Raw genomic sequence first — 19,995 nt, 5'->3', positions numbered from 1 at the left:
GCCCGGCCACCTGGCCGGCGTTATTCCTTGATGCAATCCACGGTATAGCACGCCCCGTCGCGCTGCAGGCCGTGCACATCGGCATCGAAGCCGGGGAACTGGCTGTCGAAGGTGCGGGCGAACTGCAGGTAGTCGATGATCGAGCGGGTCTCGGCAGTGAAGCGCTCGCCCGGCATGATCAGCGGAATGCCCGGCGGATAAGGCACCAGCATCACCGCCGCCAGGCGCCCTTCGAGCTGCTCGATGGGCACCGCCTCGACCTCGCCGCGCACCAGCTTGTCGTAGGCATCGGCCGGTTTGATCGCCACCTGCGGCAACACCGTGTACATGTGCTTGAGTGCCTTGGCCGTGGCATTTTCGCGGTAGCAGCCGTGCAGCTCGTCGCACAGGTCGCGCAGGCCCATGCCGGCGTAGCGCGCCCCGCCCTCGCGGGCGATCGACGGCAGCGCATCGAGCAGCGGCACGTTGGCGTCGTACAAGCGCTTGAACTCCAGCAGCTCGGTCAGCAGGGTGCTCCACTTGCCCTTGGTGATGCCCATGGAGAACAGCACCAGGAAGGAATACAGACCAGTCTTCTCCACCACCAGGCCGCGTTCCCAGAGGAACTTGCTGACCACCGCCGCGGGAATGCCGGCCGCGGTCAGCCTGCCGTCGGCGGACAGCCCCGGCATCACCAGGGTGACCTTGATCGGGTCGAGCAGCACATAGTCCTCGGCGATTTCGCCGAAGCCGTGCCAGTCGGCGTTGGGCTGCAGCAGCCAGTCGCCAGTGTGCACGCCCTCGCCGCCGGCCTGCTCCGGTTGCCAGATGCTGAACCACCAGTCGTCCGCCGCCAGGTTCTGCCGCAGGTTGGCCAGGGCGCGACGGAAGCTCAGCGCCTCGTCGAAGGTCTCCTGGATCAGCGAGCGCCCGGCCGGGCCTTCCATCATCGCCGAGGCCACGTCCAGCGAGGCGATGATGCCGTACTGCGGCGAGGTGGAGATGTGCATCATGAAGGCTTCGTTGAAGCGGTCGCGGTCCAGCTGGCGCGCGCCACCGTCCTGCACATGGATCATCGAGGCCTGGCTGAAGGCCGCCAGCAGCTTGTGCGTGGAGTGGGTGGAAAACACCAGCGGCGAATGCGCCTCGCAGCGGGTGCCCATGCCGTAGCGTCCGGCGTAGAACTCGTGGAAGGCGGCGTAGGCGTACCAGGCCTCGTCGAAGTGCAGGACTTCCACCGAGTCGCCCAGGGCCTGCTTGACCATCTCGGCGTTGTAGCAGAGGCCGTCGTAGGTGGAGTTGGTCACCACGGCAAGTTTGACCTTGGGCGCGCGGCCGCGCGCCAACGGGCTGGCATCGATCTTGGCCTGGATCGATTCCTTGCTGAATTCGGAAAGGGGAATCGGCCCGATGATGCCCAGCTCGTTGCGCTCCGGGCACAGGTACAGCGGGATGGCGCCAGTCATGATGATCGAATGCAGGATCGACTTGTGGCAGTTGCGGTCCACCAGCACCAGATCATCGCGGCCGACCATGGAATGCCAGACGATCTTGTTCGCCGTCGAAGTGCCGTTGATCACGAAGAAGGTGTGGTCGGCGCCGAAGTTGCGTGCGGCGCGCGCCTCGGCCTCGGCCAGCGGGCCGGTGTGGTCGAGCAGCGAGCCCAGCTCGGGCACCGACACGGACAAGTCGGAACGCAGCGTGTTCTCGCCGAAGAACTGGTGGAAGGCCTGCCCCACCGGGCTCTTGCGGTAGGCCACGCCGCCGCCGTGGCCGGGTGTGTGCCAAGAATAGTTGGACTGCGCGGTATGCTGCACCAGCGCCTTGAAGAACGGCGGCAACAGGCCGTCCAGGTAGTTGTGCGCCGCGCGCGCCACCTGGCGGGCGAGGAAGGACACGGTGTCTTCGTACAGGTAGAGAATACCGCGCAGGTGGTTGAGATCGGCCATGGCGTCGGCCGGGGCGTTCTCGATGGTGACCTGCTCGCCCAGGGCGAAGATCGGCAGCTGCGGCGCGCGCACACGGGCGATGCGGATCAGCTCGACCATGTCCTGCAGCAGTCGCTGGTTCTCCCCCGCTCCCTCGGCAGCCACCAGGATGCAGGCCAGGCCGTGGTGGGTGGAGGCGACGATGCGCCCCTCGGCGGAGCTGGCGGTGGAGAGGATGGTGAAGCCATCCTTGCCCAGTTCCTCGGCGATGGCGCGGACGCGCTCGCCGGCGACGGTGTCGGCCTTGATGTCGCGGTGAACGATGAGGATGGGGAAGTTCAGGTCTTTATACATTGTGCCTTCCTGAGGGGTTGGTGCTCTGGGGCACCTATCCCCTCAGGTTAGAAGTTCGCCGATGGCGGCGGAACCCCCTGTGCGGAAGGCTGTAAGAAAAGGTCGCATTGGCCGTACGACCGCGCCCCTCAGCTCGCCGGCTCTTCCGCCGGCGCCTCCATCTTGGCCCACAGCGACGGGCCGCCAGCGGATTTCTCGATGATGGCCAGGCGCGCGGCATGCGCAGCCAGTTCTTCCTCGCTGGCGCGCAGCACGCGGATCGGCGCGCGGTTCGGGTCGAGGCGGCGAATCGGACTGGGCAGCACGCGGCCTGAGCCGTCGCCGCCGTCACCGGCCAGCGACAGATGGGTCTGGCCACCGGTCATGGTCAGGTAGACGTCGGCGAGGATCTCGGCGTCGAGCAATGCGCCGTGCAGGTCGCGACCGGAGTTGTCGACGCCGTAGCGCTTGCACAGGGCGTCCAGGTTGTTGCGCTGGCCCGGATGGCGCTCGCGCGCCATCAGCAGGGTGTCGAGGATCGAGCAGTAGTCGCTGACGTCGCTGCGCTCGCTCTGCCCGAGCAGGGCGAACTCGTTGTTGATGAAGCCGACGTCGAACGCCGCGTTGTGGATGATCAGCTGGGCGCCTTCGATGAAGGCAAAGAACTCGTCGGCCACGTCCTTGAAACGCGGCTTGTCGGCGACGAACTCGTTGGTGATGCCGTGGACGGCGATCGCGCCCTCGTCGATCTCGCGATCGGGGTTGAGGTAGACGTGGAAGTGGCGCCCGGTCAGGCGGCGGCCTTCCAGCTCGACGCAGCCGATCTCGATGATGCGGTGGCCATCGGTCACCGGCATGCCGGTGGTTTCGGTATCCAGTACGACGCTACGCACGCTTCATTCCCCTTGCTTCTTCGACGCCACGGTTGGCCAACTGGTCGGCCTTCTCGTTGCCCGGGTGGCCGGTATGGCCGCGCACCCACTGCCATTCGACCTGATGACGGTTGACCTGCTCGTCCAGTGCCTGCCAGAGGTCGGCATTCTTCACCGGCTCCTTGCTGGCGGTCTTCCAGCCGCGCTTCTTCCAGTTCGGCAGCCATTCCTGGATGCCCTTCATTACATACTGCGAGTCGGTGGTCAGGCGCACCTGGCAGGAACGGGTCAGCGCCATCAGCGCGCAGATCGCCGCCATCAGCTCCATGCGGTTGTTGGTGGTGTTGGGCTCGCCGCCCCACAGCTCCTTCTCGGCGCCCTTGTAGACCATCAGCGCGCCCCAGCCACCGGGGCCGGGATTGCCCTTGCAGGCGCCGTCGGTATAGATCTCGACCTTGTCTTCGCTCATCGAATGCTCTAGTTCTCGGAATCGCGCCGGCTGACCTTGGCCACCGGCATCGGCAACAGCTTGCCCATGCTGGCGCGCGGTACCGGGCGCAGCGGCCGCAGCCCGACCACCAGCTTGCGCGCCACCAGCAGGTAAAACCCCGCTCCGGGTGCATGCAGGCTCGCGCCCCAGCGCTCCAGCCCGGCCAGCCGCGCCTGCCAGGCCGGCGCAGAAAGCGGCGGACGATAGCACCCGAAGCGGCGTTTCTCCAGCGCGAAGCCAAGCAGGCTGAGCCAGTCCGCCAGGCGGTTGGGCGAGATGCAGCGGGCCTGGCGGAAGCCGTCACGGGCGAAATAGTGGCGCAGGCCCCAGGTGCTCCAGGGGTTGACCCCGCTGATCAGCAGATAGCCGCCCGGGCGCACGCTGCGCGCCGCCTCGCGCAACAGGCCGTGGGGCGACAGGCAGAAATCCAGGCCGTGCTGCAGCACCACCACGTCGGCGGCATGCTCGCCCAGCGGCCAGGCCTGCTCCTCGCAGGCGATGTGTACGCCGGCCAGCGGCGCCCCGAGGCGCACGTTGCAGCGGATCTGCGGTGCCTTCGGCGGTTCGGCCTGGGCCGGCCCGTAGTGCACCAGATAACCACCGAAATAGCGCGCCAGCTCCTCCTCCAGCGCCTGGCGTTCAGCCGTCAGCAGCAGCTGGCCGAGTGGCGAAGCCAGCCACTCGCGGGCAGCACAGGTCAGCTCCAGCCACTCGGCACCGGCCTGGGCGAAAGGTTGTTCGCTCATTGCCACCTCCATCAACACGGGACGCGTTAGCGCTTAAGATGCGTCATTAATCTCCTATTGGCGACCCGCAAAATGTTTCAGATCGACGCCCTTCCCGCCTTCAGCGACAACTACATCTGGCTGCTGCAGGACCACTCCAAGCGACGCTGCGCCGCCGTCGATCCGGGCGATGCCGCGCCGGTACTGGCCTGGCTGCAGGCGCATGGCGACTGGCAGCTCAGCGACATCCTGATCACCCACCACCACCCGGACCACGTGGGCGGCGTGGCTACGCTCAAAGCGGCGACCGGCGCGCGTGTCTGCGGCCCCGCGCGGGAGAACATCCCAGCCCGCGACCTGGCCCTGGACGAGGGTGCAGACATCGAGGTACTGGGGCGTCGCTTCCTTATATATGCGTTGCCCGGCCATACCCTCGGGCACATCGCCTACTACCAGGCCGAGGAAGGCTGGCTGTTCTGTGGCGACACCCTGTTCGCCGCCGGTTGTGGGCGCCTGTTCGAGGGCACACCGGAGCAGATGCACCACTCGTTGCAGCGCCTGGCGGCGCTGCCGGATGCCACGGCCGTTTACTGCACCCACGAATACACCTTGAGCAATCTGCACTTCGCCCGCGCCGTGGAGCCACACAATCCGGCTGTCGCCGCACGATTCGCGGAAGTCAGCGCCTGGCGTGCCGCCGGGCGCATCAGCCTGCCCTCGACCATCGGTCTGGAGAAGGCCAGCAACCCCTTCCTGCGCTGCGACGAAACATCCGTTAAACAAATGGTCGACGAGCGGGATGGCACTGCCACACACACAGCCGCACAGGTGTTTGCCGCCCTCAGACAGTGGAAAGACCAGTTCCGCGCTGGTTAAAAACCGACCGGTCGCACTGGTGAAAACTTGACCACCCCAGGGGGCATTCCTAGAATCCCTCCACTTTTTAGCGCCAGCAGACACTAGCGACCGATGTTTTTATTACCTTTCGGAACTCTCGATACGGCGTCTCTGGCGCGCGGCGGCAAGGCTCTGGCGCTGCTGTTCTGCATCGGACTGGCCGGCTGCCAGAGCATGGGGCCGAGCGATGACGACGGTCGCGATACCGACCGCGCCGTGAGCCTGCAGCAGGAGCCCGAATGGCTCAACGAAGACACCGAGCCAGAGCCGCCCAAGGACATCTGGGAACGCATGCGCGACGGCTTCAAGCTGCAGGACGAGATCGGTGTCAACCCGCGCATCGAGAACCAGCGCCTGTGGTTCGTCAGCAATCCATCCTTCCTGGAGAATGCCAGCGAGCGCGGCAGCCTGTACATCCACTACGTGGTCGAACGCCTGGAAGAGCGCGACATGCCGATGGAGCTGGCCCTGCTGCCAGTGATCGAGAGCGCCTATAACCCCTATGCCTATTCACGCAGTCATGCGGTCGGCATCTGGCAGTTCATCCCCTCCACCGGTCGTCACTTCAACCTGCGCCAGACCAACTGGTACGACGGCCGCCGCGACATCACCGCCTCCACCAATGCCGCGCTGAGCTATCTGAGCCGCCTGCATGACATGTTCAATGGCGACTGGCTGCTCGCCCTGGCCGCCTACAACGCCGGTGAAGGCACGGTCAGCCGCGCCATCGAGCGCAACCAGAAGCTCGGTCTGCCGACCGACTACTGGAACCTGCCGCTGCCGCAGGAAACCCAGAACTATGTGCCCAAGCTGCTGGCCCTGTCGCAGATCGTGTTGTCGCCCGAGGCCTACGGCGTGCGCCTCAATCCGATCGCCAACGAGCCCTACTTCGAGAAGGTGGCGAGCAAGCCGGGCCTTGATCTGGCGCGCGTGGCCGCCATGGTCGACATGGAGGAGGACGAACTGGAGAGCCTCAACCCGGCCTTCAAGAAAGGCATCACCATCGATGGCCCTCAGCACCTGCTGGTGCCCATCGAGAAGGCCGAGCAGTTCAACGCCAACCTGGCGATGATGAAACCGCAGGAGCTGGTGCGCTGGCAGGAGTATCGGGTGCGCTCGGGCGACAACCTGCACAGCATCGCCAACCGCTACCACCTGACGGTCAATACCCTGAAGGACGTCAACAAGCTGCGCAGCAACCACCTGCGCGTCGGCCAGGTGCTGAACATCCCGGCACAGGGCGGCCGCGAGCCGGCGCAGGGCCTGCATCAGGTGGCCAAGGCGCCGGCCAGCCATCCGCAGCGTTACACGGTCAAGAGCGGTGACAACCTGTGGCAGATCGCCAACGCTCACGGCGTGTCGCTCAAGGACCTGCAGCGCTGGAACGGCCTGAATGCCCGCAGCAAGCTGAGCCTGGGCCAGGTGCTGGAAATTCGTGGCGGCAGCGGCGGCACCGGCAACGCGGTGGCGACCAGCAAAAAGAGCGACGCACGGCAGAATGTCACCTACTACCGGGTCAAGAGCGGCGACTCCATGTACCTGATCGCCCAGCGCTTCAAGGTCGACATCAAGCACCTGCAGCGCTGGAACCCGCGCAGCGATAGTCGCTCGCTGAAACCCGGACAGACCCTGACGCTCTACCTCGACTGAGCGACAGCCACCAGGCCGCCCGCGGGCGGCCTTTTCGTCAGCGCTTGCCCAGCGCCTCCAGGCAGCGCCCGGTCAGCTGGGTGAAACGCTGGAAAGCCACGAACTGCTCATGCTTGAGCGCCCGCCCGGATACCCGGCTATCGGCATAGAGCACGCCGATTTCGCGGGTTCCCGCCAGCAGCGGGGCAATGAAGAACATGCCCTGGCCAAGCAACTGACGCATCGGCAGGGTCACCAGCTCGGCCAGGTTGTAGCTGGCCGGCACTCCCATCCAGATCGCCTCGCGATTGCGCAGCGCATAACTGAAGATGTGCGGCTGCTCGGCCTGCTTGGCCGGCAACTGGAATTCCGCCAGCCATCTTTCGGTCCCCTCGCCCACTGCCCGCTTGGCGCGGAAACAGGTCTGCCCATCGGCCAGCACCGCGAGCATCACCCGCTCCAGGCCGGCGCCCTGATGCAGGCCCCGGAGCAGCGTATCGAGGACCAGACCGACATCGCCCCGCTGGTTGACCATCATGCCCAGATCCTGCAGTGCCTGTTGCAGCACCAGCAGGTCCGGCTGCAGCAGGCGCGCCTTGCGCTCCTGCTGTTGCAGCTTGATCTGCTCCGGGTCGGTATTGGGGATCAGCCGGCACAGCTGGCTGGCACCGAAGGTGGCGGCCACCTCGACCGTTTCCTCGGCGCTTTCCAGCACCTGCTTGAGGGCGTCTTCGGCACTGACGCCGGTGAAGTCGGCCAGTTGCTGCACCAGTTTTTCCATCTCCGGCGAGTCCCAGCCCTCGAGGGCCGCCTCGCTGATCTTCACGCCCAGCGTCACCGCACGCACGGCCGGGTCATGCTGGTTGCCACTGCCATGGGCGAAACTGGCCAGCTCGCCAAGGTTCCAGCTCTTCACCAGGCCCTGGGTCAGTTGGCGGAAACTGGTTCCCAGCACCTCGCGCACCGCCTCGTCCACATCGACATTGGGCTGCGCCAGGGCGTCTGCCAGCTCATCGGCCTGCTCGCCACCGCAAGCCCAGAAGGCCAGTTCGCCGACCTTGTGCAGCAGGGCCGCGATGAACACTTCCTCCTGGTGCCGGGTCAGCACGTAGCCGGCGATGTTGCGGGCCTGCACGGCGGCATGGAAGGAGCGTGCCAGCAACATCTGCAACTGCTCGCGCGGCACCCGCGTGAGCAGGCTGTCGATCAGGCTGACCGACATGCCGATCAGCCGCACATTGTCGAAGCCGATCAGCACGATGGCCCGCGAGATGGTACGGATGCTTTCCTGGGAAGGGTTGTAGTAGACGCTATTGCCGACCCGTAGCACCTTGGCGGTAAGCGACGCGTCACGCAGCAACAGGTCCGCCAACTGCTGCACCGAGGCCTTTTCGGCCTGGGACAGGCGATGCAGGTCCTGCACCACGGACGCTAATGCAGGCAATTCAGCCTGATTCAATCGATCAATCCATGACTGCAAACCGATACTGCGTTCCGCCAAGGCTGGGACCTCATTTCAATTTGTTTCAGTGTAATCAAATTGATGGCACCTGCCTGGAAAAGGCACTCTTTTTCCTGCCTATACAAGCTGTTACTGTACCGGCAAACGAACAGACACCGGGTGCACGACCGCTGCCTTGCAGCGCTGACGCCCGAGCACCATGGACCGGACCCCGCACCCGATGCGCCTCCTGCTATCGCTGATCCTCGGCCTGGTCATGAGCTCCCCCGCCTTCGCGACGCTTAGCGAAAGCCACGGCTACGCTCAGTTCGGCCTGCTGAAATACCCGGCCAACTTCACCCACTTCGACTGGGTCAACCCCAATGCGCCCAAGGGCGGCACCCTGCGGGTAATGGCCTACGGTACGTTCGACACCCTCAATCCCTACAGCTTCAAGGGCAGTAGCCCGTCGGCCGCGCCCAACTTCCTGCAGTACGGGGTCAGCGAATTCAACGAACCGCTGATGGTGGGTACCGGCGCCTACGATCCTTCCGGCGACGAGCCGGCGTCGAGCTACGGCCTGATCGCCAAAAGCGTGGAGTACAACGAGGACCGCAGCTGGGTGGTGTTCAACCTGCGCGAGGAGGCGCGCTTCCACGACGGCAAGCCGATTACCGCCTATGACGTGGCCTTTTCCTACCGCACCCTGGTCCGTGACGGCCACCCGCAGTACCGCACCAACCTGCAGGAAGTCAAAAGGGTCGACATCCTCAACCGCCATCGAATCCGTTTCGTCTTCAAGCGCGCCGGCAATCCGCTGCTGATCCTGCGCCTGGGCGAGCTGCCGGTACTGGCCCAGCACTACTGGAAGAATCGCGATTTTCGCGCCACCAGCTTCGAGGTGCCGCTGGGCAGCGGTCCCTACCGCATCAGCCAGGTAGAGCCGGGCCGGCGCCTGGTGTTCGAGCGGGTCAAGGACTGGTGGGGCGAGAAGCTGCCGGTCAATCGCGGCAAGTACAACTTCGACCGGGTCGAAGTGGAGTTCTATCGCGACAGCAACGTTGCCTTCGAAGCCTTCAAGGCTGGCGAATTCGACTTCTACATCGAACACCAGGCGAAGAACTGGGCCAACGGCTACCGCTTCCCGGCCATCGCCCGCGGTGAAGTGATCCGCGCCGAAATCCCGCACCAGATCCCCACCCAGACCCAGGCCCTGTTCATGAACACGCGCCGCGACATCTTTGCCGAACGCAAGGTGCGCGAAGCGCTAGGGCTGATGTTCGACTTCGAGTGGACCAACCGCACCCTGTTCAACAGCGCCTATACGCGCAGCAGCAGCTACTACCCCAACAGCGAATTCGCCGCCAGCGGCAAGCCGGAAGGCCAGGAATGGCTGTTGCTGTCGCCCTACCGCAAGCAGCTGCGCGCCAAGCTGTTCACCGAGCCCTTCGCCCTGCCCGCCACCGATGGCCGAGGTATCCCGCGCGAGACACTGCGCAAGGCCCTGGCCCTGCTCGCCGAAGCCGGCTGGAAACCTTCCGGCCAGCATCTGGTCAATGCTCGCGGCGAGCGCTTGCGTTTCGAGATCCTGCTGGTCAACCCGAACCTGGAACGCATCCTCCAGCCCTATACCGAAAACCTCGCCAGCATTGGCATCCAGGCCAGGCTGCGCACCGTGGACCGCGCCCAGTACAAGCAGCGCCTCGACCACTTCGACTACGACATGATCCTCATGACCCTGCCGCAGAGCCTCAGCCCAGGGCTGGAGCAGCTGCTGTACTTCCACTCCAGCCAGGCCGGGGTGAAAGGCAGCAAGAACTACGCGGGCGTGCGCCACCCGGTGGTCGACAGCCTGCTGGAAAAGCTGCTCGCCGCGCAGACCCGCGAACAGCAGGTCGCCGCTGCCCGCGCGCTGGACCGCGTGCTGTTGTGGCAGCACTACAGCATTCCCAACTGGTACGTCAGCCATCACCGCCTGGCCTATCGCAACCGTTTCGCCTTCGTCACCACCCCGCCCTACACCCTGGGCTTGCGGGCCTGGTGGCTGAAGCCCACGGAGACCGCTCGATGACACCGAACCTGCGCACCCTGGGCGCCGCCCTGCTGCTATTGGCCGGCGCGGCCCAGGCCGAACCGCGGCATGCCATCACCCTGTACGACGAGCCGCCCAAATACCCGGCGGATTTCCAGCACTTCGACTACGTCAACCCGGACGCGCCCAAGGGTGGCACCCTGCGCCAGCAGAGCGTCGGCGGCTTCGACAGCTTCAACCCCTTCATTCCCAAGGGCAATGCGGTGGGCGTGGGGTTGATCTACGACAGCCTGACCTACCACTCGCCGGACGAGCCGTTCACCGAGTACGGCCTGCTGGCCGAGAAAATCGACAAGGCGCCGGACAACAGTTACGTGCGCTTCATCCTCAACCCCAAGGCACGCTTCCATGACGGCACGCCGGTGACCGCCGAGGACGTGATCTTCACCTTCAACATCCTGCTGGAGAAGGGCGATCCCATGTATCGCCACTACTACGCCGACGTAGCGCAGGTGGTGGCCGAGGACAAGCTCAGGGTGCGCTTCGACTTCAAGCACAAGGACAACCGCGAGCTGCCACTGATCCTCGGGCAGATCCAGGTGTTGCCCAAACACTGGTGGGCCACCCGCGACTTCAGCAAGGGTGATCTGGAGCCCCCCTTGGGCAGCGGCCCGTACAGGATCGGCAAGGTTGCCCCGGGCAGCGCGGTGACCTTCGAACGGGTCAAGGACTGGTGGGCCAAGGATCTGCCGGTGACCCGCGGCCTGTACAACTTCGACCGCATCCAGATCGACTTCTATCGCGACAGCCAGGTGGCCCTGGAAGCCTTCAAGGCTGGTCAGTTCGACGTCAACCTCGAATACTCGGCCAAGGACTGGAACACCGGCTACGACAGTCCGGCCCTGCGTGCCGGCAAATTCGTCCAACTGGCCATTCCCAACCACAACCCAGCCGGCATGCAGGGCTACGTGTTCAACCTGCGCCGCCCCATCTTCCAGGACCGGCGGGTACGTGAGGCCATCGCCCAGCTGTTCGACTTCGAATGGGCCAACAAGCAGCTGTTCTATGGTGCCTACAAACGCACCCACAGCTACTTCGAGAACTCGGAGATGGCGGCTCGCGGCCTACCCTCGGAAGCTGAGCTGAAGCTGCTCGAGCCACTGCGTGACAAGCTGCCGCCGGAGGTTTTCAGCCAGGCGTTCGAGCCACCGGTCAGCGACGGCAGCGGCATCATTCGCGAGCAGAGCCGACGCGCCTACCAGTTGCTGACCGAGGCCGGCTACCGTATCGAAAACGACAAGATGATCGGCCCGGACGGCAAGCAGCTGGCCTTCGAATTCCTCAACTTCCAGCCCAACCTGGAACGGGTGGTGCTGCCGTTCAAGCGTAACCTGGCCGAACTGGGCATCGACCTGCAGATCCGCCGGGTCGACGTCTCGCAGTACATCAATCGTCTGCGCTCGCGAGACTTCGACATGACCTCGGCCATCTGGCCGCAATCCAGCTCGCCAGGCAACGAGCAGCGCGAATTCTGGCACTCCAGCAGCGCCGACAACCCCGGTAGCCGCAACCTGATGGGGCTGCGCGACCCGGCCATCGACCAACTGGTGGAGGGCCTGATCCGCTCAGGCTCGCGCGAGGAGCTGATCACCCACGCCCGCGCCCTCGATCGCGCCCTGCTCTGGGGCCACTACGTGGTACCCAACTACTACGTGGATACCTGGCGCGTGGCCTACTGGACACGCTTCGGCCGCCCCGCAGTCACGCCGTTGTATGACTTCGGCCTGATGACCTGGTGGGAAGAAAGCCCGCTGCATCCGCCGAAGAACGCGCCCGTCCCCGAAGCCAAGCAGGAAGCCCAGTAATGCTGGCCTATATCGTTCGCCGCCTGCTGCTGATCATCCCCACGCTGCTGGGCATCCTGCTGATCAACTTCATCATCGTCCAGGCCGCGCCCGGCGGCCCGGTGGAACAGATGATCGCCAAACTGGAAGGCTTCGACGCCGCCTCCGGCGGCGCCACCGCGCGAGTCTCCGGTGGCGGCGGCGAAGTCTCCGTGGCCGGCTCCAACTACCGTGGCGCCCAGGGCCTGGACCCGGAACTGGTGGCCGAGATCGAGAAGATGTACGGCTTCGACAAGTCGGCACCGGAACGCTTCTGGCTGATGCTCAAGAGCTACGCCCAGCTCGATTTTGGCCAGAGCTTCTTCCGCGACGCCAGCGTGGTCGACCTGATCCTGGAGAAGATGCCGGTGTCCATCTCCCTGGGACTCTGGAGCACCCTGATCACCTACCTGATCTCCATCCCCCTGGGGATCGCCAAGGCCACCCGCCACGGCAGCGCCTTCGATGTCTGGACCAGCTCGGCGATCATCGTCGGCTACGCCATCCCGGCCTTCCTCTTCGCCATCCTGCTGATCGTACTGTTCGCCGGCGGCAGCTACTGGGACTGGTTCCCCTTGCGCGGGCTGACCTCGGGCAACTTCGACGAACTCAGCCTGGGCGGCAAGATCCTCGACTACTTCTGGCACCTGGCCCTGCCGGTCACGGCCCTGGTGATCGGCAGCTTCGCCACCCTGACCCTGCTGACCAAGAACAGCTTCCTCGACGAGATCGGCAAGCAATACGTGGTCACCGCCAGGGCCAAAGGCCTGACCGATAGCCGGGTGCTCTACGGCCACGTGTTCCGTAACGCCATGCTGATCGTGGTGGCCGGTTTCCCCTCCGCCTTCCTCGGCATCTTCTTCGCCGGTTCCATGCTGATCGAGGTGATTTTCTCGCTCGACGGCCTCGGCCTGCTGGGCTTCGAGTCGATCGTCAACCGCGACTACCCGGTGGTGTTCGGCACCCTGTTCATCTTTTCCCTGTTCGGCCTGCTGGCCAAGCTACTGAGCGACCTGATGTACACCCTGATCGATCCGCGCATCGACTTCGAAAGCCGGGAGAACTGATCAATGAAGCTCTCCCCGCTCAATCAACGCCGCTTCGCCCTGTTCAAGGCCCACCGCCGTGGCTGGTGGTCGCTTTGGCTGTTCCTCGCTCTGTTCGTACTGAGCCTGGGCGCCGAACTGATCGCCAACGACAAGCCGCTGGTGGTGCGCTATGACGGGGAATTCTACTTCCCGGTGTTCAAGCGCTACCCGGAAACCGCCTTCGGCGGCGAGTTCCCTTTGCAGGCCAACTACAAGAGTCCCTACATCCAGGAGCTGATCGCGGCGAAGGATGGCTGGATGCTCTGGCCGCCAATCCCCTTCAGCTACTCCAGCATCAACTACGAACTGCAGGTTCCGGCCCCCGCACCGCCCTCGGCGCAGAACTGGCTGGGCACCGACGATCAGGGTCGTGACGTGCTGGCACGGGTGATCTACGGCTTCCGCGTGTCGGTGCTGTTCGCCTTGGCGCTGACCCTCTTCAGCTCGCTGATCGGTGTCCTGGCCGGCGCCCTGCAGGGCTACTACGGCGGCTGGGTCGACCTGGCCGGGCAGCGTTTCCTGGAAGTCTGGTCCGGCCTGCCGGTGCTCTATCTGCTGATCATCCTGGCCAGTTTCGTGCAGCCGAACTTCTGGTGGCTGCTCGGCATCATGCTGCTGTTCTCCTGGATGAGCCTGGTCGACGTGGTACGCGCAGAGTTCCTCCGCGGCCGCAACCTGGAGTACGTGCGCGCGGCCCGTGCACTGGGCATGGGCAACGGCGGCATCATGTTCCACCACATCCTGCCCAATGCCATGGTCTCGACCATGACCTTCATGCCCTTCATCCTGACGGGAGCGATAGGCACCCTGACCTCGCTGGACTTCCTCGGCTTCGGCCTGCCGGCCGGCGAGCCCTCGCTGGGCGAGCTGGTGGCCCAGGGCAAGGCCAACCTGCAGGCTCCCTGGCTCGGTATCAGCGCCTTCGCCGTGCTGGCGCTGATGCTCAGCCTGCTGGTGTTCATCGGCGAAGCCGCCCGCGACGCCTTCGACCCGAGGAAATGACATGAGCGAACACAAACCCCTGCTCGAAGTGCGCGACCTGGCCGTCGAGTTCGTCATGGGCAGCCAGGTCCAGCGGGTCATCGAGAGCGTCAGCTTCGACATCCACCGCGGCGAGACCGTCGCCCTGGTCGGCGAGAGCGGCTCAGGCAAATCGGTCACCGCCCACTCCATCCTGCGCCTGCTGCCCTACCCGCTTGCCCGTCATCCGGCAGGCAGCATCCACTATGGCGGCCAGGACCTGCTGCAGCTGCCGCCGGACAAGCTGCGTGGCATCCGTGGCAACCGCATCGCCATGGTGTTCCAGGAGCCGATGACTTCGCTCAACCCGCTGCACAGCATCGGCAAGCAGATCGGTGAAGTGCTGGCCTGGCACAAGGGCCTGACCGGCGCGGCGGCTACGGCGAGAATCATCGAGCTGCTGGAGCTGGTCGGTATTCCCGACCCGGCCAAGCGCCTCAAGTCGTATCCGCATGAGCTGTCCGGCGGCCAGCGCCAGCGCGTGATGATCGCCATGGCCCTGGCCAACGAGCCCGAACTGTTGATCGCCGACGAGCCGACCACCGCGCTGGACGTCACCGTGCAGCTGAAGATCCTCGACCTGCTCAAGGAACTGCAGGCGCGCCTGGGCATGGCCATGCTGCTGATCACCCACGATCTCAACCTGGTACGAAGAATCGCCCACCGCGTATGTGTCATGCAGCGCGGTCGCATCGTCGAACAGGCGTCGTGTGAAGAATTGTTCCGCGCTCCGCAGCATCCCTATACCCAGGAACTGCTCGGCGCCGAGCCCAGCGGCGCACCGGCGGCCAACCCCGCCGGCGCGCCGCTGCTGGAAGTGGACGACCTGCGCGTGTGGTTCCCGATCAAGAAGGGCGTGCTGCGGCGTACGGTCGATCATGTGAAGGCGGTGGACGGTATCGATTTCAGCCTGCCCCAGGGCCAGACCCTGGGCATCGTCGGCGAAAGCGGTTCCGGCAAGTCCACCCTCGGCATGGCGATCCTGCGGCTGCTGGCCAGCCGCGGCGCCATCCGCTTCCAGGGCCAGGCGCTGGACGGGTTGTCGCAAGAAGCCGTGAGGCCGTTGCGGCGGCAGATGCAGGTGGTGTTTCAGGACCCCTTCGGCAGTCTCAGCCCACGCATGTGCGTGAGCCAGATCGTCGGCGAAGGCCTGCGCATCCACGGCATGGGCAGCGAGGAGGAGCAGGAACAGGCCGTCATCGACGCGCTCAAGGAGGTAGGGCTGGATCCGGAGACCCGGTTTCGCTATCCCCATGAGTTTTCTGGCGGGCAACGGCAGCGGATTGCCATTGCCCGGGCACTGGTGCTGAAACCGGCGCTGATCCTGCTCGACGAGCCCACTTCGGCGCTCGACCGCACGGTACAGCGCCAAGTGGTGGAGCTCCTGCGCTCGTTGCAGGCCAAGTACAACCTGACGTACCTGTTCATCAGCCACGATCTGGCGGTGGTCAGGGCCCTGAGCCACCAGCTGATGGTGGTCAAGCAGGGCAAGGTGGTTGAACAGGGGCCGGCCGAGCAGGTTTTCGCCGCGCCGCAGCACCCCTATACCCGGCAGTTGCTGGAAGCCGCATTCATGGCTCCGGCAACCACCGACTAACTGAAAGAGGAATGATGCACATGGGTTTTCTCGCCGGTAAGCGCGTACTGATCGTTGGCGTGGCCAGCAAACTGTCGATCGCCTCGGGCATCGCCGCCGCCATGCACCGCGAGGGCGCCGAGCTCGCCTTCACCTACCAGAACGACAAGCTCAAGGGCCGCGTCGAGGAATTTGCCGCTGGCTGGGGCTCCAGCCCCGAGCTGTGCTTCCCCTGCGATGTGGCCAGCGATGAAGAAATCGCCAAGGTCTTCGAGGCCCTGAGCCAGAAGTGGGACGGCCTGGACTGCATCGTCCACTCCGTCGGCTTCGCCCCGGGCGACCAACTGGACGGCGACTTTACCGAAGTCACCACCCGCGAAGGCTTCAAGATCGCCCACGACATCAGCGCCTACAGCCTGGTCGCGCTGGCCAAGGCCGGCCGCCCGCTGATGCAGGGTCGCAACGGCAGCATCCTCACCCTCTCCTACCTGGGCGCCGAGCGCACCATGCCCAACTACAATGTGATGGGCATGGCCAAGGCCAGCCTGGAAGCCGGCGTGCGCTACCTGGCCGGCAGCCTCGGCCCGGAGGGCACTCGCGTCAACGCCATCTCCGCCGGCCCGATCCGCACCCTGGCCGCCTCCGGCATCAAGAGCTTCCGCAAGATGCTCGCCGCCAACGAGAAGCAGACCCCGCTGCGCCGCAACGTGACCATCGAGGAAGTCGGCAACGCCGGCGCCTTCCTCTGCTCCGACCTGGCCTCGGGCATCAGTGGCGAGATCCTCTACGTCGACGGCGGCTTCAACACCACCGCCATGGGCGCCATTGAGGACTGATCGTCCCTGACCCTGAAAGCCTGGCTTGTTGCAGTAACCTGTTCACATAAACATTTGAGCCCCGAGGGGCTTCCCCGAAAATCCGATGCCTGACCACTGGCATCGGATTTTTTATGTCCTTTTAACAGCAGTTGCTCGGGTGGGTTCTACCCCGTTATCCCAGCAGCTGCCTCGCCGGCTCATGCTAGGCTCCAGGTTGTTGGCTACGCAAAAGCGCTTCCAGTCATCACTATCGTATGTCCAATCTCCTGGATACTGGGATTGGACTCTAAAGCTGAACGCTACTCAAATCGGGGGAGACGTCGCCTGAGCTTCATGCATACGCCAGTTCTAAGCATCGTCGCTCGGTCATCAGACCTTGAAACTTTAGCCCCAGAAAGGCCAAACCCCCACCCGCTAATGCGGATGGGGGTTTGGGGATAGGAGCTTGACGATGACCTACTCTCACATGGGGAAGCCCCACACTACCATCGGCGATGCGTCGTTTCACTTCTGAGTTCGGGATGGGATCAGGTGGTTCCAACGCTCTATGGTCGTCAAGCAATTCGGTTGCTGTGTCGGTGTTGAGTCGCCACAGCGAATTGGGTATGTGATCTTGGCTTTGCTGTTCTTAGCGAACTTTCGGTTCGTTTGTCGACTTCACCATCACCGACAATCTACAGATTGTTTGGGTGTTATATGGTCAAGCCTCACGGGCAATTAGTATTGGTTAGCTCAACGCCTCACAGCGCTTACACACCCAACCTATCAACGTCGTAGTCTTCGACGGCCCTTTAGGGAGCTCGAGGCTCCAGTGAGATCTCATCTTGAGGCAAGTTTCCCGCTTAGATGCTTTCAGCGGTTATCTTTTCCGAACATAGCTACCCGGCAATGCCACTGGCGTGACAACCGGAACACCAGAGGTTCGTCCAACCCGGTCCTCTCGTACTAAGGTCAGCCCCTCTCAAATCTCAAACGTCCACGGCAGATAGGGACCGAACTGTCTCACGACGTTCTAAACCCAGCTCGCGTACCACTTTAAATGGCGAACAGCCATACCCTTGGGACCGGCTTCAGCCCCAGGATGTGATGAGCCGACATCGAGGTGCCAAACACCGCCGTCGATATGAACTCTTGGGCGGTATCAGCCTGTTATCCCCGGAGTACCTTTTATCCGTTGAGCGATGGCCCTTCCATACAGAACCACCGGATCACTAAGACCTACTTTCGTACCTGCTCGACGTGTCTGTCTCGCAGTCAAGCGCGCTTTTGCCTTTATACTCTACGACCGATTTCCGACCGGTCTGAGCGCACCTTCGTACTCCTCCGTTACTCTTTGGGAGGAGACCGCCCCAGTCAAACTGCCCACCATACACTGTCCTCGATCCGGATGACGGACCAGAGTTAGAACCTCAAGCATGCCAGGGTGGTATTTCAAGGATGGCTCCACGCGAACTGGCGTCCACGCTTCAAAGCCTCCCACCTATCCTACACAAGCAGGCTCAAAGTCCAGTGCAAAGCTACAGTAAAGGTTCACGGGGTCTTTCCGTCTAGCCGCGGATACACTGCATCTTCACAGCGATTTCAATTTCACTGAGTCTCGGGTGGAGACAGCGCCGCCATCGTTACGCCATTCGTGCAGGTCGGAACTTACCCGACAAGGAATTTCGCTACCTTAGGACCGTTATAGTTACGGCCGCCGTTTACCGGGGCTTCGATCAAGAGCTTCGCTTGCGCTAACCCCATCAATTAACCTTCCGGCACCGGGCAGGCGTCACACCCTATACGTCCACTTTCGTGTTTGCAGAGTGCTGTGTTTTTAATAAACAGTCGCAGCGGCCTGGTATCTTCGACCGGCATGAGCTTACGGAGCAAGTCCTTCACCCTCACCGGCGCACCTTCTCCCGAAGTTACGGTGCCATTTTGCCTAGTTCCTTCACCCGAGTTCTCTCAAGCGCCTTGGTATTCTCTACCCAACCACCTGTGTCGGTTTGGGGTACGGTTCCTAGTTACCTGAAGCTTAGAGGCTTTTCCTGGAAGCATGGCATCAACCACTTCATGTCCAAAAGGACACTCGTCATCAGCTCTCGGCATTAAGACCCCGGATTTACCTAAGATCTCTGCCTACCACCTTAAACACGGACAACCAACGCCGTGCTGGCCTAGCCTTCTCCGTCCCCCCATCGCAGTAACTAGAAGTGCAGGAATATTAACCTGCTTCCCATCGACTACGCATTTCTGCCTCGCCTTAGGGGCCGACTAACCCTGCGTCGATTAACGTTGCGCAGGAAACCTTGGTCTTTCGGCGTGCGAGTTTTTCACTCGCATTGTCGTTACTCATGTCAGCATTCGCACTTCTGATACCTCCAGCAAGCTTCTCAACTCACCTTCACAGGCTTACAGAACGCTCCTCTACCGCATCACTTACGTGATACCCGTAGCTTCGGTGTATGGTTTGAGCCCCGTTACATCTTCCGCGCAGGCCGACTCGACTAGTGAGCTATTACGCTTTCTTTAAAGGGTGGCTGCTTCTAAGCCAACCTCCTAGCTGTCTAAGCCTTCCCACATCGTTTCCCACTTAACCATAACTTTGGGACCTTAGCTGACGGTCTGGGTTGTTTCCCTTTTCACGACGGACGTTAGCACCCGCCGTGTGTCTCCCACGCTCGGCACTTCCAGGTATTCGGAGTTTGCATCGGTTTGGTAAGTCGGGATGACCCCCTAGCCGAAACAGTGCTCTACCCCCTGGAGTGATACGTGAGGCGCTACCTAAATAGCTTTCGAGGAGAACCAGCTATCTCCGGGCTTGATTAGCCTTTCACTCCGATCCACAGGTCATCCGCTAACTTTTCAACGGTAGTCGGTTCGGTCCTCCAGTCAGTGTTACCTAACCTTCAACCTGCCCATGGATAGATCGCCCGGTTTCGGGTCTATACCCAGCGACTAAACGCCCTATTAAGACTCGCTTTCGCTACGCCTCCCCTATTCGGTTAAGCTCGCCACTGAATATAAGTCGCTGACCCATTATACAAAAGGTACGCAGTCACCCAACAAAGTGGGCTCCCACTGCTTGTACGCATACGGTTTCAGGTTCTATTTCACTCCCCTCTCCGGGGTTCTTTTCGCCTTTCCCTCACGGTACTGGTTCACTATCGGTCAGTCAGTAGTATTTAGCCTTGGAGGATGGTCCCCCCATATTCAGACAACGTTTCACGTGCGCCGTCCTACTCGATTTCACTTCTAAGATCCTTTCGCGTACAGGGCTATCACCCACTATGGCCGCACTT

General features: G+C 63.1%; 13 protein-coding genes, 2 rRNA genes and 1 pseudogene (1 of these 16 running past the window's edge). 8 read left to right on the top strand and 8 right to left on the bottom strand.

What is annotated here, in order from left to right:
- Nucleotides 1-20: 20 nt before the first annotated feature.
- The 4 genes from ACOAPY_RS09620 to ACOAPY_RS09605 form a co-directional block, all read right to left on the bottom strand.
- Complete coding sequence (locus tag ACOAPY_RS09620; RefSeq protein WP_465156445.1) at nucleotides 21-2,261, bottom strand: Orn/Lys/Arg family decarboxylase; 2,241 nt, start codon at nucleotides 2,259-2,261, stop codon at nucleotides 21-23.
- A gap of 128 nt (nucleotides 2,262-2,389) precedes the next feature.
- Nucleotides 2,390-3,133 (bottom strand): DNA polymerase III subunit epsilon, encoded by a 744-nt coding sequence (gene dnaQ, locus ACOAPY_RS09615; RefSeq protein ID WP_021699578.1) that lies wholly within the window; start codon nucleotides 3,131-3,133, stop codon nucleotides 2,390-2,392.
- Entirely contained in the window at nucleotides 3,126-3,581 is a 456-nt protein-coding gene (gene rnhA, locus ACOAPY_RS09610) for a ribonuclease HI (protein WP_021699579.1), read from the bottom strand. The genes dnaQ and rnhA overlap by 8 nt, the downstream gene beginning before the upstream one ends.
- 8 nt (nucleotides 3,582-3,589) lie before the next feature.
- On the bottom strand, nucleotides 3,590-4,348 hold the full coding sequence (locus ACOAPY_RS09605) for a class I SAM-dependent methyltransferase (RefSeq protein ID WP_465156443.1): 759 nt from the start codon (nucleotides 4,346-4,348) through the stop codon (nucleotides 3,590-3,592).
- Between the two features lie 72 nt (nucleotides 4,349-4,420).
- Between ACOAPY_RS09605 and gloB the strand changes: the two genes are divergently transcribed.
- Together gloB and ACOAPY_RS09595 are read left to right on the top strand one after the other, a co-directional pair.
- Nucleotides 4,421-5,203, top strand: a complete 783-nt coding sequence (gene gloB, locus ACOAPY_RS09600) for a hydroxyacylglutathione hydrolase (protein WP_465156441.1) — start codon at nucleotides 4,421-4,423, stop codon at nucleotides 5,201-5,203.
- Between the two features lie 93 nt (nucleotides 5,204-5,296).
- Nucleotides 5,297-6,874, top strand: a complete 1,578-nt coding sequence (locus tag ACOAPY_RS09595; RefSeq protein WP_465156439.1) for a LysM peptidoglycan-binding domain-containing protein — start codon at nucleotides 5,297-5,299, stop codon at nucleotides 6,872-6,874.
- Between the two features lie 37 nt (nucleotides 6,875-6,911).
- Here the strand turns inward: ACOAPY_RS09595 and ACOAPY_RS09590 are convergent, their stop codons facing one another.
- A complete protein-coding gene (locus ACOAPY_RS09590; protein ID WP_465156760.1) occupies nucleotides 6,912-8,333 on the bottom strand; it encodes an HDOD domain-containing protein in 1,422 nt (473 codons plus the stop codon).
- 202 nt (nucleotides 8,334-8,535) lie between these two features.
- Between ACOAPY_RS09590 and ACOAPY_RS09585 the strand changes: the two genes are divergently transcribed.
- The 6 genes from ACOAPY_RS09585 to fabI are packed head-to-tail and all read left to right on the top strand — an operon-like array spanning nucleotide 8,536 to nucleotide 16,729.
- Nucleotides 8,536-10,365: an extracellular solute-binding protein gene (locus tag ACOAPY_RS09585; RefSeq protein WP_465156437.1), complete on the top strand. Its 1,830-nt coding sequence runs from the start codon at nucleotides 8,536-8,538 to the stop codon at nucleotides 10,363-10,365.
- Nucleotides 10,362-12,191, top strand: a complete 1,830-nt coding sequence (locus ACOAPY_RS09580; protein WP_465156435.1) for an extracellular solute-binding protein — start codon at nucleotides 10,362-10,364, stop codon at nucleotides 12,189-12,191. Before ACOAPY_RS09585 ends, ACOAPY_RS09580 begins: the two co-directional genes overlap by 4 nt.
- Nucleotides 12,191-13,276, top strand: coding sequence for a microcin C ABC transporter permease YejB (locus ACOAPY_RS09575; protein ID WP_076428789.1), 1,086 nt, complete (start codon nucleotides 12,191-12,193; stop codon nucleotides 13,274-13,276). The genes ACOAPY_RS09580 and ACOAPY_RS09575 overlap by 1 nt, the downstream gene beginning before the upstream one ends.
- Before the next feature lie 3 nt (nucleotides 13,277-13,279).
- A complete protein-coding gene (locus ACOAPY_RS09570; protein ID WP_076428791.1) occupies nucleotides 13,280-14,299 on the top strand; it encodes an ABC transporter permease in 1,020 nt (339 codons plus the stop codon).
- A gap of 1 nt (nucleotide 14,300) precedes the next feature.
- The gene (locus ACOAPY_RS09565; RefSeq protein WP_465156433.1) at nucleotides 14,301-15,914 is read left to right on the top strand and encodes an ABC transporter ATP-binding protein; all 1,614 of its coding nucleotides are present in this window, start codon (nucleotides 14,301-14,303) and stop codon (nucleotides 15,912-15,914) included.
- A 20-nt stretch (nucleotides 15,915-15,934) separates the two neighbouring features.
- Nucleotides 15,935-16,729, top strand: coding sequence for an enoyl-ACP reductase FabI (gene fabI / locus ACOAPY_RS09560; RefSeq protein WP_076583297.1), 795 nt, complete (start codon nucleotides 15,935-15,937; stop codon nucleotides 16,727-16,729).
- Between the two features lie 117 nt (nucleotides 16,730-16,846).
- Here fabI and ACOAPY_RS09555 read toward each other — a convergent pair.
- The 3 genes and pseudogenes from ACOAPY_RS09555 to ACOAPY_RS09545 form a co-directional block, all read right to left on the bottom strand.
- A pseudogene (locus ACOAPY_RS09555) lies at nucleotides 16,847-16,966 on the bottom strand (IS3 family transposase); the annotation flags it as partial.
- A 188-nt stretch (nucleotides 16,967-17,154) separates the two neighbouring features.
- Nucleotides 17,155-17,270, bottom strand: a 5S ribosomal RNA gene (gene rrf, locus ACOAPY_RS09550).
- Nucleotides 17,271-17,407: 137 nt separating this feature from the next.
- Nucleotides 17,408-19,995, bottom strand: a 23S ribosomal RNA gene (locus ACOAPY_RS09545) (it continues 303 nt past the right edge of the window).

Source organism: Pseudomonas stagnisoli (assembly GCF_048595745.1).
In the GTDB taxonomy this organism is placed as follows: Bacteria; Pseudomonadota; Gammaproteobacteria; order Pseudomonadales; family Pseudomonadaceae; genus Aquipseudomonas; species Aquipseudomonas alcaligenes_A.
Note: the sequence above shows the minus strand (reverse complement) of the source record. Positions and strands in the feature narration are given on the sequence as shown.